Raw genomic sequence first — 15,569 nt, 5'->3', positions numbered from 1 at the left:
TGTAAAGGGCATTGAGTTGATTGAGAGCAAACATGGCAGTCACCGCGCCTTTTTCACGATTTGAATGGATGATCGCCTGGCGATACCTGCGTGCGCGCCGCGCCGAAGGTGGGGTCAGCGTGATGACTTGGATCAGCTTAATTGGTGTGACACTGGCAGTCTTTGCCTTGATCGCGACCTTGGCTGTGCGCTCTGGCTTTCGCACGGAACTGGTGTCTGCCACTTTGGGGGCAAATGCTCATGTGACGGTCTATCAAAGCGCAGAGGTCTCTGCCCGAGGTAAGCTGGATCGCAACATCGAAGACTTTAACGCAATGGCTGAACGCCTGCGCCAAGTCGAAGGGGTTACACGGGCCGCACCTTTGATCAAAGGGCAAGTCATGGCCAATCTGCGGTCTCGCAATGCGGGCGTTGAGATTTTTGGAATTACCCATGAGAACTTGCTGACCATCCCACGCGTTGGACAATCAGAAAATACTCTGGGGGATGTGGCGCGCTTCCCTGAGGGAATTGCGATTGGGTCCGGTGTTGCGCGTGAGATTGGGGCCTCGGTAGGGGATCGCATTAAGCTGATTTCGCCGAATGGGGTCAAAACGGCCTTTGGTACGTCCCCTCGGGTGAAGTCCTTTGAGGTGGTTTATATCTTCTCGACTGGGCGTTATCCGATTGATCGCACACGTGTTTATGTGCCGTTCTCAGAAGCACAGAGCTTTTTCAACGCCGAAGGCGTGGCCCATGAGATTGAAGTCATGGTCGAGGATCCAGATGCGGTGGAAACCCTCGCTTTGGATTTGATCAAGGCAGGCGGCGCGCGCACTTTGATCTGGACTTGGCTCGATGCATCGGGTGGTTATTTGCGGGCGCTTGAGATCGAAGACAACGTGATGTTTATCATCTTGGCGATCCTCGTCTTGGTGGCCTCGATGAATATTATCAGCGGCCTGATTATGTTGGTGAAAAACAAAGGCAAGGACATCGGTATTCTGCGCACGATGGGGCTGACCGAAGGGGCTGTTTTACGGGTGTTTTTCATCTGCGGTGCTTTCACTGGTGTGATCGGGACCGCCTTAGGTGTGATCCTTGGTTGTTTGTTTGCGATCTATATCGATCCGATCTTTTCTTTTGTGAATTACGTCGCCGGTGGCGGTGTCTGGGACCCTGCGGTGAGGGGGATTTACCATTTGCCTGCTGAGTTGCGGCTTGAAGATGTTTTGAAAGCCGTCAGTTTGTCTTTGGGGCTGTCATTCATTGTAACCATTTTTCCGGCCCGCCGCGCGGCACGAATGAACCCGGTAGAGGCGCTGCGCTATGAGTGATGTTCTTAGTCTTTCTGGGGTGACCAAAACCTATAATGCGGGCCTGCCCAATGAGGTCTCGGTATTGCGTGGCTGCGATCTGACGCTGGCCGCAGGTGAAGTTGTGGCTTTGGTTGCACCGTCTGGATCGGGCAAATCGACCTTGCTGCACATCGCGGGGCTGCTGGATACGCCTGATACAGGCACTGTTGAGATTGCTGGCCAAGAGCTGAGTGGTCGTTCCGATCGCCGCCGAACCATCACGCGCCGTCAAGATGTGGGGTTTGTCTATCAGTTTCACCATCTTCTGCCCGAGTTTACCGCGATGGAAAACATCACCTTGCCGCAGCAAGCCAACGGGGTGTCAGTCAAGGCTGCGCAAGAGCGGGCGCGGGATTTGATGTCTTCAGTGGGCGTCGCAGATCGCTCGGATCATAGACCGGCTGCGCTTTCTGGTGGAGAACAACAACGGGTGGCCTTCTGTCGCGCGCTGGCGAATGCGCCTAAGCTGCTGTTGGCAGATGAACCTACGGGTAACCTTGATCCGGCTACCTCGGATAAGGTGTTTGATGCCCTGATGAGCTTGGTGAAAGGCACCGGCATGGCGGCGCTGATCGCAACGCACAATATGGAGCTTGCGGCGCGAATGGATCGCGTGGTGCACATGCAGGATGGTGTTCTGACCGAGGGTTGATTTAGCCTTGTTGGGTCAGCCAAACGCCAAAGGCCATCACGCTTAATCCTGCTGCTCGTGTCAAAGACAGAGGCGAGACCTGCGCGCCGAAAAGGCCATAGTGGTCGATGGCGGCTGCCGAGATCATCTGGCCGATCAGCACAAAAAACACCGCATTCCCCACGCCGAATTTTGGCGCGATGAAAGTGACAGAAAGCACATAGAAAGCCACAAAGAAACCGCCGCAGAGAAATTGCTTTGGCGTGATCGATAGCCGAGACAGTTTTGGGATTTCGCCAGAGATAACCAGCAGAAGTGACGCTGCCAATAAAGCGACACAAAACAGGACCGCAGTCGCAGCAATAGGAGATCCTAGGCTTTTGCCAAGGCCTGCATTTAAAGCAGCCAATAGCGGGATACCAATACCCGCGGCAAGCATCACAAGGGCGTAGATCGTTGTCTGTGGCATTCTGCTTCCCTCATTTTCCCTCAGCTGCGCGTATATTGCAGCTCAAACGCTCATCGCCAGAACTTGACTAATCTGCGTCAGCCCGCGTCCAGATTGGTCCATCCAGGCGTTAAATGCTGTCTGAACGGCTTTTTGTGCAGTCTTTGATGTGGCAGGCTTATCAATCACGCCTTCGGCGATCAAACGTGCCGTCACGTCTTGAGATAGAATGAAACTATCGACGCCCATGAAGCGCAGACTATAGGGTGCGGACATACCACCCATTCGCGATGCCCGTTTTTTCAGCACATCCAGCAGGCCTATGAATTCAGTGGCAGGCCAATCCGCGATGACTTTGCTGATACCACCTTGATATCTGAGCTCTTGAATGAAGATCGCGTTATCGATCACGGTGCGCAGCTTCATGCCATTGCGTACCACCGCTGGGTTGCTGAGCAGTGCGTCAAATTCTTCGTCGTTCAAAAACGCACAGCGGTTGACGTTAAAGCCGTCAAAAGCCTCTTCAAATCCCGGCCATTTGTTTTCGATGACTTTCCAGTTGAACCCAGCCTGAAAGATCGACTTGGTGAATTGTGCAAGCCAGCGATCTTCGGAAATCGCGGCTAGTTCAGATGCGCTTGATGGGGAGGAAAGTAAGGCCTCTAATGCCTGCGGCCCTCCCTTACGGTCTGCAGCAATCGCAAAGAGTTCATCAAAATCGCGCATAGACCTATCCTTTATCCAATGGTTCTCACCATAGTCGCGCGGGCAGTTGTTTTTAAAGTCAAATCCCTATGCATTTTTGCACAAGGCTTGAAGGTTTTGTGCTTAGGACGGAAGGCAATTTGAAAGGTGCTCTTGCAGCTCCCGTGGCGCGATACTAAGACTCTTTTAGGCACTGGCCGATACAGTGCAGTTTACCGTGCGATTTACAGCGCAGATACAGCAAGAGGCAGGCGATTATGAAAGATCCGATTGAGACCTACATGAACCTCGTTCCAATGGTGGTTGAACAGACCAGCCGCGGCGAACGAGCCTATGATATTTTCTCGCGCCTTCTGAAAGAGCGCATCGTTTTCGTGAACGGCCCGATTCACAGCGGCATGAGCCATCTGATCGTTGCGCAGCTTCTGCACCTTGAAGCGGAAAACCCAACCAAAGAAATTAGCATGTACATCAACTCACCTGGTGGTGAGGTGTCTGCAGGCTTCTCGATCTATGACACCATGCAGTACATCAAACCGAAGGTCTCCACATTGATCTGCGGTATGGCGGCTTCTATGGGGTCCGCGATTGCGATCGGTGGCGAAAAAGGCATGCGGTTTGCACTGCCGCATTCTGAAGTCATGGTGCACCAGCCATCTGGCGGCGCGCAGGGTATGGCAACAGATATTCTGATTTCCGCGCGTCACATCGAACGCACGCGCGAGCGGTTTTATCAGATGTATATGAAGCACTCAGGTCAGGACTATGAGACCGTTCAAAAGGCGTTGGATCGCGACACTTGGATGACGCCTGATGAAGCGAAAGACTGGGGCCACATCGATGAAATCGTTGAAAATCGTCCCAAAGAAGATGCTGAATAAGCAGCTTTAATACTCTGACCCGTCGGAATGTTCACTAGCGATCACGACGGGTCAATTTGAGATTGTACAGGCGCAAGCGCTGCCCTAAGCTGGGCGGAACACGCGATACACATGATGCAGAAGCGTCCTGCGTAACTTACTGAGGCCGAAAGGTAGACCATGGCATCAAATTCCGGCGGTGACAGCAAGAACACCCTTTACTGCAGCTTCTGCGGCAAAAGCCAACATGAGGTCCGCAAGCTGATTGCAGGGCCAACCGTGTTCATCTGTGACGAATGTGTCGAACTTTGCATGGACATCATCCGCGAGGAAACCAAAGCCAGCGGTCTGAAGTCTTCTGAAGGTGTGCCAACGCCGAAAGAAATCTGCGAAGTTCTGGATGACTATGTGATTGGTCAAGCCGTTGCAAAACGCGTTTTGTCTGTTGCGGTGCACAACCACTACAAACGTTTGAACCACGCCCAGAACTCTGGCGATATTGAACTTCAAAAGTCTAATATTCTGCTGATGGGACCCACGGGCTGCGGTAAAACGCTTCTGGCCCAAACGTTGGCACGTATTCTGGATGTGCCATTCACCATGGCCGATGCCACCACGCTGACTGAAGCGGGCTATGTCGGTGAAGATGTTGAAAACATTATTCTAAAGCTGTTGCAGGCGTCAGAATATAATGTCGAACGCGCACAGCGCGGCATCGTCTACATCGATGAAGTCGACAAGATCACACGCAAGTCTGAAAACCCATCTATCACCCGCGATGTATCGGGTGAGGGCGTTCAGCAAGCACTGCTGAAATTGATGGAAGGCACCGTCGCTTCCGTACCACCTCAGGGTGGCCGCAAGCATCCACAACAGGAATTCCTGCAAGTGGATACGACCAACATCCTGTTCATCTGTGGTGGTGCTTTTGCAGGTCTGGATAAGATCATCGCGCAACGCGGCAAGGGGTCTGCAATGGGCTTTGGCGCGGATGTGCGTGACAATGATGCGCGTGGTGTTGGCGAGATCTTTAAAGATCTGGAGCCAGAAGATCTGCTGCGCTTTGGTTTGATCCCAGAATTTGTCGGTCGTCTGCCCGTTCTGGCGACGCTGGAGGATCTTGATGAAGACGCTCTTGTCACCATCCTGACCCAGCCCAAAAACGCATTGGTGAAACAGTACCAGCGTTTGTTTGAGCTGGAAGACACTGAGCTGAACTTTACCGATGATGCGCTGCAAGCCATCGCACGCCGCGCGATTGAACGTAAAACCGGTGCACGTGGTCTGCGCTCGATCCTCGAAGACATCCTACTGGACACAATGTTTGATCTGCCGGGGATGGATAGTGTGACTGAGGTTGTCGTGAACGAGGAGGCCGTGACATCTGATGCCGCGCCTCTGATGATCCATGCAGACGCAGAGGCAGAGCCCGCGTCAGCCGGTTAAGCCAAACACATAAAGTTAATCAACGGCGCGCTTTAAACCGCGCCGTTTTTCTTGAGGGATATACCATGACCATCAAACGCATCCATTCAGGCGGTGAATTCGAAGCCAAAATTGGCTACTGCCGTGCCGTTGTTGCAGGCGGCTTTGTGCATGTTGCAGGTACAGTCGGGCAGGGCGAAACCGTGACCGAACAGTGCCAATCCGCGCTAGAGACCATCAAAGGGGCTTTGGAGCAGGCCGGCAGTGATCTCTCAAAGATCGTGCGCGTGAACTATTACCTCGAAGACCGCGCAGAGTTTGAACCTTGCTGGCCGATTTTGGCAGAGGCCTTTGGTGAAAACCCTCCTGCTGCAACGATGATTGAATGTGGGTTGATCGATCCGAAATTTCGCATCGAAATTGAAGTAACGGCGCTGGCCTAGTTTCTGCCAAGCTTCAAAACGACAAAACGCGCCCATGGAGGCGCGTTTTTCTTTTAAATCAGAATCTTGTTTGGATCAGTTGATGTGAACCAAAGACGCTTCTTGTTTGTTCAACGAGCGGCGTGCAACTGCGAAATCCTGCAGGGCACCTTTGTTTTCCAGCTCTGGAAAGAGCGTGAAAATCTCAGTGCGTTGCGCGTCGCTGAGCGTCGAAACTGAATAGTCACCCGGCTGGAAGCTTTCAGACCACGCGCCGTTGCCCAGCACCACTTCGTGCTGTTCAAATAGGATGTGGAAATAGGTGACTTCAGCGACATTTGCCTTGGTGACGCCTGGTTTGCCGACAAGGTGTTTCGCCGCAACCAAAGTCTCGCGCTCATCAAACAACAAGGCGTTGGCATCATTTGCAATCAGCATGCGGTGGTTCGGAGACACCATCAGATCCGTTTCCGGCTGATTGTGGCCCAAGCTACCGGCTTTAATCAAAATCGGCTGTAGATGCGGGTTGGCAGCCAATTCGATGGCGTCCAATGACCGTTTTCCAATCCATGCGATTTCTTGCAAACCATTGTCTCGTGTAATCACGCGCTCGCCTTCGCGCAGCGCTTGAACAGGGCGTTCTCCCGCCATCGTGGCGATCTTTGCGTCTTGAGCAAAGCAAATGGTGTCGCTCTGTCTAATCGTAATGTTTCTCATGTCCCAACCTTTCACGTGCAAACGAGCCCCAACGCCTGCATTTTCCGCCATGATACTCTTGGCGGTCATACTCATACCTAAGCCTCTCATCCCAATCGGTGATCCGATCCGAGGCAATCTATTCAACAGTTTACACCTAAGTCACAGAGCGACGAAGATGGCTGGGTCACGTTTTAGACATCTGTTTGGGAAAGAAGAGGGGAATTATTTTGGGCTTCTGACCTATAAGGCGAAGTCGTTCTTGGAATGGAAACTAATTAAAGAAAATACCAGATAAAGTGCAGTGATCGTGAATTATTGTTGCCAATTTCGATACAACGGCAAACGCCGAAAAAGATTAACCAAGTGTTTAAAAGCCACAAAATCGGTGTCTGGAAAGATTTGAATTCTAATCAATTTCTGCCAATTGGCCTGATTGTCTCGGGATCGGAAACTTAACCGCCTTCAAAATGGCGCTAAGGCTGCGAATCAAACTGGTATCGGGATAGGGCAAACCCATTCCGAGAAACAATCTACTCATTCTGGGTATCTAACCGTTTGAAAAGTGGCCAAATCGGCTTTTCGCGAAAACCAAAGGATCTCCATCGCGCAGATGCGCGTGCACGACTCGCCCAATGATCAGCAGGTGATCGCCAGCGTCGTGCGTGGCGGTTTGCTGACATTCAAGCACCGTCAAAGCGCTGAGCAGCTTCGGTGGCTCTGTCATTGTCCAGGCGCTATCAAAGGCGTTAGCTCGATCAGCGAAGTCATTGGCAATCTGCTGTTGATCATCGCGCAACATTTGCACCGAAAACTGCGCCGCCTTGGCAAAAGCGTCATAGCGGTCTGAGTGTTTGTCGATAGACCAAAGCATCAGCGCAGGGTCGAGCGAGACAGAGCTAAATGAGTTGGCGGTAATCCCAACTGGGCCCTTGGTGGTTTGAGTCGCGACAACAGTCACCCCGGTTGCAAATTGCCCAAATGCCGCGCGCAAAAACTGCTGATTGTCCCCATTCGGGACGAATGCCTTAGTCATAGAAGGGCCCGCTGCTTTAATTTTGTGAGCCCAAACTAGCGGGGCGAACCTATGCAGACAAGCGGCTGTCAAAGGGATGTGAGGGGAATAATTCGAACTGGGTTAGAATTATCTTAGTGCTTTTTCACCAAACCGTTGATCAGGGATATCAGAAAGTCAGATATCATTATGTAATCTGTTGAGGACCCGTCTGTTGAGTGCTCGCTGATTTCTGGTATCAAACCTCAATTGTTTCGATCTTTGGGGGCTCATGTGCCGTACGATCCACTCCTACTTGTGCAGCTCGCAGTTGGTCTTTTGATCACCGGCGCTTTGGCGGGTGTCCTTGCAGGCCTATTGGGCGTCGGCGGTGGAATCGTCATTGTTCCGGTGTTGTTTCTACTGTTTGATGTTCTGCAGGTGCCTCAAGACGTGGCCATGCACCTCGCGGTCGGCACATCCCTATGCACAATTGTACCGACTTCGATTTCATCTGCGCGTGCGCACGCCAAACGCGGGGCGATTGACGTGGGCCTTTTAAAACGTTGGGCGCCGTGGGTGTTTGCTGGCGCATTGATTGGTGGGCTTCTATCTAAAGTGCTGAACGCAGAGGTTTTGACTCTGATTTTTGGATTTGTCGCTCTTGGCGTCTCGCTAAATATGGCGATACCAAAGACGCTGGTCATCGCGCGCGATCTCCCCAAGAACATCATAGGCGGCAGCGCAATACCGGCGGGGATTGGTGGGTTTTCGGCGCTGATGGGGATCGGCGGAGGCACACTTTCGGTCCCAATTTTAAGTGCGTTTTCCTTTCCTGTGCACCGTGCGGTGGCAACTGCATCAGCTTTCGGTCTGGTGATCGCTGTGCCTGCGGTCTGCGGCTTTATTTGGTCCGGGCTTGGCGTTGCAGGTCGCCCGCCAGTTTCATTGGGATATGTGAGTATTCCAGCTGCTGTGTTAATCTTTTCAATGAGCGTCGTAACTGCGCCGTTTGGTTCAAAATTGGCTCACAGTTTGAACCCAGCACGCCTGAAACTCGCCTTTGCATTGTTTCTATTTTTAACGGCATTGCGCATGCTTTGGTCTTTTTTCGGTGCCAGTTAAAGCACGTGCTTAGAATTTCTGTTAGAGGTTTCTGATAGCTTGATGCTTCGTTCCTGATTGTCTTTTCACATCGCTTAATTTGTGTCATATGGCCTTGTCTCAACGTGCCGAAGTTTGGTGTAACCAACCCTTTGCACAGTGATGTCCTTAAAACGGACAATTCGTAAAGAAATGCAGGAATGTCCTGGGCATGTCGGAAGTCAAACTCGATAAAATATGCGCCAAAGGCGTTTCAAAACAAAGCGTTAGCGATGTTTCAAAGGCGGCACGCCTCTCTGTAGCCCCCATGATGGATTGGACGGATCGCCATTGCAGATACTTCCATCGCGTGCTGTCAAAAGAGACATTGCTTTACACCGAAATGGTCACAGCGCCGGCGCTTGTTCGGGGTGGCGCATTGCATTTGCTAGAATATTCTCAAGAAGAGCACCCGGTGGCCCTTCAACTTGGTGGGTCGGATCCGGCAGAACTTGCGCAGGCGACAAAACTAGGTGCTGACGCTGGCTATGACGAAATCAACCTGAATGTTGGCTGTCCTTCAGACCGCGTTCAATCAGGCACATTTGGTGCGATTTTGATGAAACAGCCTCAGTTGGTCGCTGATTGCGTGAAAGCCATGAAAGACGCAACGGATGTCGAGGTCACGGTGAAATGCCGCCTTGGAGTAGATGATCAGACACCAGAGGACACGCTTCCACAATTCCTAGAAACCGTCGTCGCAACCGGTCTATCTCGGCTTACGATACATGCGCGCAAAGCCTGGCTGAAAGGCCTTTCGCCAAAAGAAAATCGCGATATCCCACCACTTGACTATGATTTGGTGCATCAGATGAAGACCGATTTTCCAAAGCTTCACCTGTCGATCAACGGCGGTATTGCGACGTTGGATGAGGCTTTGCCACATTTGGAGCGCGGTTTGGATGGCGTCATGATTGGGCGGGCCGCTTACCACGATCCAGCGAATGTGTTGTTGGACGCAGATCAAAAGATCTATGGCGCAGATTATGGCATTCAGGCGCATGACGCGGTTCATGCGATGCTGCCTTATATTGAGGCGCATGTAAGCCGAGGTGGAAAGCTTAGTCAGATCACACGCCATATGCTTGGGCTCTTTACAGGACGTCCCGGTGCGCGTGCCTGGCGTCGTGTGTTGTCGGAAGGTGCTCCGAAAAAGGGGGCAGGGCCGGAATTGGTGCTAGAGGCTCTATCATATGTGGCTGAAACGCATCGAAATCAAGCGGCTGAGTGAGGCTAGCGATTGCGTCCTTTGATAGGCTTCGAAGGTGGTAAACCCAGCGTGATGAAGCCTCATTGATTATGGTTTCGAAGCGATCAGAACCCGATGTCGGTATTGTTTCCACAACTATAACAATAACTTCTTGCGCTTTGCTTTCGCCTTAAAATTGCCTAAATCCATAATCGTTAAGATTTGTTTAAGGCGATTCATCATGGAATATCTGTTTATATTTGGTCTTCTGGCCGCAGGCCTTTCAGCAGCGGGTGTTTTTTCAAACGAGCCCATCGATGAGGACGACACGGATGAAGGTCCAGAGACTGGAGATTCGTTAACAGGATCACAGGGCGACGATATCCTTAGAGGTACCTCTGGCAATGATATCATCATCGGCAATGGTGGCGATGATTTGCTACAAGGTTATTCTGGCAACGATCTCATCGACGGTGGTTTCGGCGACGATTCATTGGGCGGTGGCGACGGTCGTGATGCTTTGATTGGTAACTATGGCGATGATCGCCTGTGGGGCGGAGCGGAAAGTGATGTTCTCGCTGGTGGCCCAGGTGACGACCGGCTCTTTGGCGGTGATGGCGATGATCTTTTGGAGGGTTGGTTTGGCGAAGACACCATGCACGGGCAAGATGGCGATGACATCATGCTGGGTGTTGATATTGACGAATTCAACCAGATTACCGAGCAAGCCAATGACGCAGATACCATGTACGGTGGTGAAGGCGAAGACCATATCCTGATGGGCAGCGGCGATGAAGCCTATGGGGATGAAGGTGCAGATATGTTTGTCACGGGTACCTATGTTTCGCCTACAGACGTGCCCATGATCAACGATTGGGAGCTTGATGAGGACATGTTGACGATCGTTGTCGACAATGGCGCTAGCGCAGTTGGAACCGTGACCATTGGTGAAAGTACAGATGGCGTGGATATGGCCAACGTATACTTTGACGGTGTTCTGGTTGCGCAAGTTGCGGGTGCTTACGGTGAAATCGATATAGATGATATCACTGTAGTTGAGGCCTCCGCGTACTCGGTCCCAGATTTCGAACGCATTACGATTTAGGCTGAGCTAGTAGGATAGAATTGGAAAAGCCTTGTCATACCGGCAGCGCTTTTCTGTGATTACTCATCAGTTGGTTGCCGGCGTTTCCGTCCACCGCGACGTTTTTTTAGCAACGCCTGCCGGGCAGGAAGCTCCTCGATCAGTGCGGCGCGTGTATCTGGCGACAACTGACTCCACTCAGTAATTTCCTCTATTGTTCGGAAACATCCTGTGCAGATTTTTTCAGTGCGGTGCATTACGCAGATCTGAATGCAGGGCGATGCGATTTCATTTCGCGCCCACACCGCGTTTTTCTGATCCTGCGAATTTTGATCTTTTGGCATTGTCCTGCCCCTATGATCCCAACTTATTGTGCACGTCTGATATGGGCCAGTCGATCTAGCGCCCCTTGTAAGATATACCCAGCCGCCACGTGATCAATAACCTCAGAGCGACGTTTTCGGCTGGTATCCGCCTCGATCAACGCGCGTTCTGCGGCAACCGTTGAAAGACGCTCGTCCCAAAGAAAGATCGGCAGGGGGGTGAGCTGAGCCAGATTACGGGCAAAGGCGCGAGTGGATTGAACGCGCGGTCCCTCAGAGCCATCCATGTTCAATGGCAGTCCCAGAAACAGGGCAGCGATATCGCGTTTCTGGATGATCTCTAGCAATTCAGCGGCATCAGTTTTGAACTTTTTACGCTTGATGGTGCTTAGGGGGGTCGCTATCGACTGAAAGGTATCAGACACAGCCACGCCAATGGTTTTGGTGCCCAGATCGAGCCCTGCAACAGCACGCATGCTTGGGATTTCACCGGCATGGTCGTCGATGGTTTCGTAAATTTTTTGCATCAGTTGTTTAGTCCTGCTCGTTCTGCAGCTGCGCGAATGGCTGTAAGCGCCTCGGGGGAGCCTGCAAAGACCTCTTGGGCTTCCGACCAGATGATGCGTGCCTTATCAAGATCACCCAAAACGCCATAGGCGCCAATCAACTGAGCCCATTCCTGAGGCGTGCCACCTTCTGTGCCAAGCCTCTCTGCGAGACCTGCGACCATGCCTTGAATCATTTCGGCGCGGTCTTCGGCGCTTAAGTTATCTGCGGCTTCAACGTCCTCTGCTGACGGGCCACGCGCAGCAGGAGGCGTATAATCAACACCGGCAATCCAAGCGAGATCGTCGATGCGGGCGCGGATCGGCGCAATCCATGGGGCATTTTCCGGGCCAGTCTCTAGAAGATCACGCCAATTGCGAAACGTCATATCGGGGCGTCCGTTCTGCGACATCATTAGTCCAGAGTAGTAACGCGCAAACCCATTGTTTGGATCACGCTCTAGGGCCGCACGTAAGGCGACTTCAGCTTCCGGAGACACATAGCTCTGAGCAGCGCGGATCATCATGTCTGCCAGTTGCACGTAGTCAAAGCTGCTCGCGTCATCCGCCTTCAGTGCAATCACGCGCTGCTGTGCGATGTAGGCGGCTTTGAAGTTTTGTACTGTAGCTTCGTTGCGCGCGAGAAGAGTGAACCCTCGCAACTCATTGGGTCGCTCTTTGACGGCTGTGCGCAATTGTTCCAGCAGTTTGGCAAAATCCGGGTCAATGTCTGGAGGTGCGCTTGCTGGCAGTTGTGCTTCAAAGGCGGCTTGAGAGGGCCGGTTGGCCAAAGATTCCCGTGCAAGTTCTTTGCGATCGGCCAGACCCAGATCTGGATAACCTGGGTTTCCGATTGTTTGATAGATTCCAAAGCTTCCCAACAACAGTAAAGCGCCGCCAAAGGCTAAGCCAACTCTGGTGATCGACGTGTTCTGTTCAGAGCCGCTGCTTTCAATTTGCACCTGAGCATCAGCGGCCAGTATGCGGCGAGAAATTTCCACCTGGACTCGCGCGGCATCTTCTTGTGACAGCACACCCCGGGCCAGGTCACGGTCCACTTCGGCCAATTGATCACGATAGACCTGTAGGTCATAAGCGGCGGCGGTGACATCGTTGCCATGTCCACGCCGCATGGCTGTGACAAGGAAAAGCCCTGTCACCGCAAGCAACCCAATAGAAGTGATCCAAAATGGCATGGCTTCCGTCCTTAGTCCCAAGTGATGTAGCTCCTTGTCGCAGGAGAAAAAAGCCCTTGTGGGTGCAATGGTGCAAAGTACCGCAGGTCAGGATGTGGTTTTTGCTTGGCAAATTTGTCTAAAATAGATACCCGCTATAGGTGAATAGTATTATCGATTGCACTAATATTGTGTGTGATTGAAATTTGAATTTGCACGGGAAACAAAATGAATCTGAAACCATACGCGATTGCAGCATTTTGCCTTTTTGGAACAACCGCAGCTGCTGACGTTTATAAATGCAGCTTTACACAAAATGGAGCAGGTGGCTGGAGCGGTAAAACGCTTATGGTGCAGTTTGACGAAGCCAAAAACTCGGCGCAAGTCATGCACAATCAAACCATGGCAGTGTCTAAAGAATGGTATCCCGCGAAGCTCAACTCTGCAGATGCAAAGCGTGCTGTGGTCTCGTGGAAAATCAAATTGGTCAAAGATCGCAAAGGTCAGCAAGCAAATCTAGATTATCGCTTGCGTTTGGTAAAAAGCTCCAATCGTGGTGTTCTAACTATGCGCCCAGAGACTTATGCGAACAACTTCCAAACCAACGGCACCTGTCAGAAACAATAAGACCCATTCTCGGAGTGCTTTAAATCTTGCATTCCCCAAGGTGAATCTCTTCAATATTCAATAAACGCTCACCTTTGCCCTTGACCTTTCACCCTTGAAAGTCACATCTGTCATCCCGAGAGACCGCACGAATAGAATGGAGGCCACCATGGCTTTTGAACTTCCTGATCTTCCTTATGCACATGATGCGCTTGCCGCTCACGGCATGTCCGCAGAAACTCTGGAATTCCACCACGACCTGCACCACAACGCTTACGTGACCAACGGTAACGCAGCAATTGCTGGCACAGAGTGGGACGGCAAGACCCTCGAAGAGATCATCGTAGGCACCTACGACAAATCTGCCGTTGCGCAGAATGGTATCTTCAACAACATCTCCCAGCTGTGGAACCACAACCAGTTCTGGGAAATGATGGGCCCAAACAAAACCGCAATGCCGGGCGAGTTGGAAAAAGCCATCGTTGAGTCCTTTGGCTCTGTCGATGAGTTCAAATCCCAATTCTCCGCAGCAGGCGCGGGCCAATTTGGTTCCGGCTGGTGCTGGTTGGTGAAAGACACCGATGGCGGTTTGAAAGTAACCAAAACTGAAAACGGTGTGAACCCACTGTGCTTCGGTCAAACAGCTCTGCTGGGTTGCGACGTATGGGAGCACTCCTACTACATCGATTTCCGCAACAAACGTCCTGTTTACCTGACCAACTTCTTGGACAACTTGGTAAACTGGGAAAACGTTGCTGGCCGTCTGTAAATTCGGTTATTTGAGAGTTTAAAAGGGAGCCTATAGGCTCCCTTTTTTATTACGAAGGTATTCTGTAGACAGCTTGTGGGGCGTCTGTAGTGGCTTGACCAATTGGGATCGGCGCGATTTTGGGAATTTTTATCGCGCTACAGGTTTCTGCCCTTTCCGATTGATCCCAATCTGTGAAACGAGCAGCCTTTATACATGCTGTAAATATCTGCGAGTTTAAAGCAGCGCGGCCTTCATCATCTAGGAAACCGATTTGAGATAGCTCCTTACTTTCAATGACGTTTACAAACCGAGTTCGCAGAGTCTTTAACGCGCGTTCTTCTTTGGGATCGATGCCTTCTTGGACGCCTAACGTTGGAATTCGGCCATCTTGATGAAGATCGATTAGATCATCCTGAAGCGCTTTACAGAATTTGGGGGGGGCACCATCCAAGTGGGTGCAATTTCGTGCAGTGCTGAACGAAACGATGTGTATCGTATCTCGGTAAGCCGCTGCAAAATTTCTCAGAGGTCCAAGTAGATCCTTTGCTTTGACTATCAAAGAGACCACATCGTCCACAGATGAAAGTGGACTTGTCGTATCAATCTGCAGGCCAATATTATTCTTAATATCTGAGGCGATCCGAGCCATCTCTCTCTGAACGCTTAAGCTGTTCGTCTCAAAACCATATCGAGATTCAGTGTGAGACTTTATCTCGGTTCCTTCTGAAAGAACGTATGTACAATTACTAGACGCGCTTGTTTGGGTATTGAAATCCAAGCTGTTTACGCATTTGAGTTGAGCGTCGTGAAAGCTCTTTAACTTTTTCAGAGCTTTTGAAACATGAGTTATAGTGTCTTCAGCCGACTCTTCATCACTCACAGTGTAAAGCGCCAAAGGTGCAGATACAGCCAGAATGTAGTGATAACGGTCCAGTTGTTCCGATTGGGTAATGGCCCTAAAAGTCGTCTTATTCAAAACCGGGCTCACATAACCACCCGGCGTATAAAATTCATCTTTAATCTGATCGCATCCAGTTAGCGCGATCGCTGCAAATAGTAGTGTTTTTAACTTCATTGTCCCTCTCCGGTAATTGGATCCCGAGAGGTTTCTCACCCAGGTTGTGAGTATCTGATGCAGTTAGTGAATACGTCAAGGTAAAGTTGTGTAACGGGCTCGCAGTCCCATTTCTAGGTTGTGTCTTTGGTTGCGAACCCGATCTTTTCTACTTTAATTG

At 51.3% G+C, this 15,569-nt stretch carries 18 protein-coding genes; 10 read left to right on the top strand and 8 right to left on the bottom strand.

Annotated elements, in window-relative coordinates; genetic code table 11:
- The first annotated feature begins 32 nt into the window (after nt 1–32).
- Both JXQ85_RS07055 and JXQ85_RS07050 read left to right on the top strand, forming a co-directional pair.
- Complete coding sequence (locus JXQ85_RS07055) at nt 33–1,316, top strand: lipoprotein-releasing ABC transporter permease subunit (RefSeq protein ID WP_421748176.1); 1,284 nt, start codon at nt 33–35, stop codon at nt 1,314–1,316.
- The gene (locus JXQ85_RS07050) at nt 1,309–1,989 is read left to right on the top strand and encodes an ABC transporter ATP-binding protein (protein ID WP_421748175.1); all 681 of its coding nucleotides are present in this window, start codon (nt 1,309–1,311) and stop codon (nt 1,987–1,989) included. Before JXQ85_RS07055 ends, JXQ85_RS07050 begins: the two co-directional genes overlap by 8 nt.
- Before the next feature lies 1 nt (nt 1,990).
- On the opposite strand, the gene JXQ85_RS07045 is transcribed toward JXQ85_RS07050, so the two are convergent.
- Complete coding sequence (locus JXQ85_RS07045; protein WP_421748174.1) at nt 1,991–2,437, bottom strand: DMT family transporter; 447 nt, start codon at nt 2,435–2,437, stop codon at nt 1,991–1,993.
- A gap of 42 nt (nt 2,438–2,479) precedes the next feature.
- Nucleotides 2,480–3,142, bottom strand: a complete 663-nt coding sequence (locus JXQ85_RS07040; RefSeq protein WP_421748173.1) for a DNA-3-methyladenine glycosylase I — start codon at nt 3,140–3,142, stop codon at nt 2,480–2,482.
- Between the two features lie 236 nt (nt 3,143–3,378).
- Between JXQ85_RS07040 and JXQ85_RS07035 the strand changes: the two genes are divergently transcribed.
- From JXQ85_RS07035 to JXQ85_RS07025, 3 genes are all read left to right on the top strand, one after another.
- The gene (locus tag JXQ85_RS07035) at nt 3,379–4,002 is read left to right on the top strand and encodes an ATP-dependent Clp protease proteolytic subunit (RefSeq protein WP_421748172.1); all 624 of its coding nucleotides are present in this window, start codon (nt 3,379–3,381) and stop codon (nt 4,000–4,002) included.
- A gap of 159 nt (nt 4,003–4,161) precedes the next feature.
- Complete coding sequence (clpX, locus tag JXQ85_RS07030; RefSeq protein WP_421748171.1) at nt 4,162–5,427, top strand: ATP-dependent Clp protease ATP-binding subunit ClpX; 1,266 nt, start codon at nt 4,162–4,164, stop codon at nt 5,425–5,427.
- Between the two features lie 65 nt (nt 5,428–5,492).
- Nucleotides 5,493–5,849 carry a RidA family protein gene (locus tag JXQ85_RS07025; protein WP_421748170.1) on the top strand — a complete coding sequence of 119 codons (357 nt, stop codon included), beginning with the start codon at nt 5,493–5,495 and terminating at the stop codon, nt 5,847–5,849.
- Between the two features lie 75 nt (nt 5,850–5,924).
- On the opposite strand, the gene JXQ85_RS07020 is transcribed toward JXQ85_RS07025, so the two are convergent.
- Nucleotides 5,925–6,620: a Hint domain-containing protein gene (locus JXQ85_RS07020; protein ID WP_421748169.1), complete on the bottom strand. Its 696-nt coding sequence runs from the start codon at nt 6,618–6,620 to the stop codon at nt 5,925–5,927.
- A 454-nt stretch (nt 6,621–7,074) separates the two neighbouring features.
- Nucleotides 7,075–7,560: a flavin reductase family protein gene (locus JXQ85_RS07015; protein WP_421748168.1), complete on the bottom strand. Its 486-nt coding sequence runs from the start codon at nt 7,558–7,560 to the stop codon at nt 7,075–7,077.
- A gap of 252 nt (nt 7,561–7,812) precedes the next feature.
- Here JXQ85_RS07015 and JXQ85_RS07010 point away from each other — a divergent pair, with 252 nt between their 5' ends.
- From JXQ85_RS07010 to JXQ85_RS07000, 3 genes are all read left to right on the top strand, one after another.
- Nucleotides 7,813–8,643 (top strand): sulfite exporter TauE/SafE family protein, encoded by an 831-nt coding sequence (locus JXQ85_RS07010; RefSeq protein ID WP_421748167.1) that lies wholly within the window; start codon nt 7,813–7,815, stop codon nt 8,641–8,643.
- Between the two features lie 190 nt (nt 8,644–8,833).
- On the top strand, nt 8,834–9,892 hold the full coding sequence (gene dusA / locus JXQ85_RS07005) for a tRNA dihydrouridine(20/20a) synthase DusA (protein ID WP_421748166.1): 1,059 nt from the start codon (nt 8,834–8,836) through the stop codon (nt 9,890–9,892).
- Between the two features lie 199 nt (nt 9,893–10,091).
- Complete coding sequence (locus JXQ85_RS07000) at nt 10,092–10,955, top strand: calcium-binding protein (RefSeq protein WP_421748165.1); 864 nt, start codon at nt 10,092–10,094, stop codon at nt 10,953–10,955.
- Between the two features lie 59 nt (nt 10,956–11,014).
- On the opposite strand, the gene JXQ85_RS06995 is transcribed toward JXQ85_RS07000, so the two are convergent.
- Genes JXQ85_RS06995 through ccmI form a run of 3 tightly spaced genes read right to left on the bottom strand, consistent with a single transcriptional unit; the run spans nt 11,015 to nt 12,998 of the window.
- A complete protein-coding gene (locus tag JXQ85_RS06995) occupies nt 11,015–11,278 on the bottom strand; it encodes a DUF1289 domain-containing protein (protein WP_421748164.1) in 264 nt (87 codons plus the stop codon).
- 23 nt (nt 11,279–11,301) lie between these two features.
- On the bottom strand, nt 11,302–11,784 hold the full coding sequence (gene ruvX / locus JXQ85_RS06990; protein WP_421748163.1) for a Holliday junction resolvase RuvX: 483 nt from the start codon (nt 11,782–11,784) through the stop codon (nt 11,302–11,304).
- On the bottom strand, nt 11,784–12,998 hold the full coding sequence (gene ccmI / locus JXQ85_RS06985; protein ID WP_421748162.1) for a c-type cytochrome biogenesis protein CcmI: 1,215 nt from the start codon (nt 12,996–12,998) through the stop codon (nt 11,784–11,786). The genes ruvX and ccmI overlap by 1 nt, the downstream gene beginning before the upstream one ends.
- A gap of 207 nt (nt 12,999–13,205) precedes the next feature.
- Here ccmI and JXQ85_RS06980 point away from each other — a divergent pair, with 207 nt between their 5' ends.
- Both JXQ85_RS06980 and JXQ85_RS06975 read left to right on the top strand, forming a co-directional pair.
- Complete coding sequence (locus JXQ85_RS06980; protein WP_421748161.1) at nt 13,206–13,604, top strand: hypothetical protein; 399 nt, start codon at nt 13,206–13,208, stop codon at nt 13,602–13,604.
- A 148-nt stretch (nt 13,605–13,752) separates the two neighbouring features.
- The gene (locus tag JXQ85_RS06975) at nt 13,753–14,352 is read left to right on the top strand and encodes a superoxide dismutase (RefSeq protein ID WP_421748160.1); all 600 of its coding nucleotides are present in this window, start codon (nt 13,753–13,755) and stop codon (nt 14,350–14,352) included.
- 49 nt (nt 14,353–14,401) lie between these two features.
- Here the strand turns inward: JXQ85_RS06975 and JXQ85_RS06970 are convergent, their stop codons facing one another.
- Nucleotides 14,402–15,409 (bottom strand): hypothetical protein, encoded by a 1,008-nt coding sequence (locus JXQ85_RS06970; RefSeq protein WP_421748159.1) that lies wholly within the window; start codon nt 15,407–15,409, stop codon nt 14,402–14,404.
- Between the last annotated feature and the right edge of the window lie 160 nt (nt 15,410–15,569).

The organism is Cognatishimia sp., assembly GCF_049116455.1.
GTDB lineage: Bacteria > Pseudomonadota > Alphaproteobacteria > Rhodobacterales > Rhodobacteraceae > Cognatishimia.
This window is presented reverse-complemented; position numbering and strand designations above follow the sequence as displayed.

Bases quoted from the DNA above. Each gene is read 5' to 3' on its own strand.
- JXQ85_RS07025 (WP_421748170.1), top strand. From the start codon at position 5,493: ATGACCATCAAACGCATCCATTCAGGCGGTGAATTCGAAGCCAAAATT.
- ruvX (WP_421748163.1), bottom strand. From the start codon at position 11,784: ATGCAAAAAATTTACGAAACCATCGACGACCATGCCGGTGAAATCCCA.
- JXQ85_RS07055 (WP_421748176.1), top strand. From the start codon at position 33: ATGGCAGTCACCGCGCCTTTTTCACGATTTGAATGGATGATCGCCTGG.
- JXQ85_RS07050 (WP_421748175.1), top strand. From the start codon at position 1,309: ATGAGTGATGTTCTTAGTCTTTCTGGGGTGACCAAAACCTATAATGCG.
- JXQ85_RS07035 (WP_421748172.1), top strand. From the start codon at position 3,379: ATGAAAGATCCGATTGAGACCTACATGAACCTCGTTCCAATGGTGGTT.
- ccmI (WP_421748162.1), bottom strand. From the start codon at position 12,998: ATGCCATTTTGGATCACTTCTATTGGGTTGCTTGCGGTGACAGGGCTT.
- dusA (WP_421748166.1), top strand. From the start codon at position 8,834: ATGTCGGAAGTCAAACTCGATAAAATATGCGCCAAAGGCGTTTCAAAA.
- JXQ85_RS07040 (WP_421748173.1), bottom strand. From the start codon at position 3,142: ATGCGCGATTTTGATGAACTCTTTGCGATTGCTGCAGACCGTAAGGGA.
- clpX (WP_421748171.1), top strand. From the start codon at position 4,162: ATGGCATCAAATTCCGGCGGTGACAGCAAGAACACCCTTTACTGCAGC.
- JXQ85_RS06975 (WP_421748160.1), top strand. From the start codon at position 13,753: ATGGCTTTTGAACTTCCTGATCTTCCTTATGCACATGATGCGCTTGCC.
- JXQ85_RS07000 (WP_421748165.1), top strand. From the start codon at position 10,092: ATGGAATATCTGTTTATATTTGGTCTTCTGGCCGCAGGCCTTTCAGCA.
- JXQ85_RS06995 (WP_421748164.1), bottom strand. From the start codon at position 11,278: ATGCCAAAAGATCAAAATTCGCAGGATCAGAAAAACGCGGTGTGGGCG.
- JXQ85_RS07020 (WP_421748169.1), bottom strand. From the start codon at position 6,620: ATGAGTATGACCGCCAAGAGTATCATGGCGGAAAATGCAGGCGTTGGG.
- JXQ85_RS06980 (WP_421748161.1), top strand. From the start codon at position 13,206: ATGAATCTGAAACCATACGCGATTGCAGCATTTTGCCTTTTTGGAACA.
- JXQ85_RS07045 (WP_421748174.1), bottom strand. From the start codon at position 2,437: ATGCCACAGACAACGATCTACGCCCTTGTGATGCTTGCCGCGGGTATT.
- JXQ85_RS07015 (WP_421748168.1), bottom strand. From the start codon at position 7,560: ATGACTAAGGCATTCGTCCCGAATGGGGACAATCAGCAGTTTTTGCGC.
- JXQ85_RS06970 (WP_421748159.1), bottom strand. From the start codon at position 15,409: ATGAAGTTAAAAACACTACTATTTGCAGCGATCGCGCTAACTGGATGC.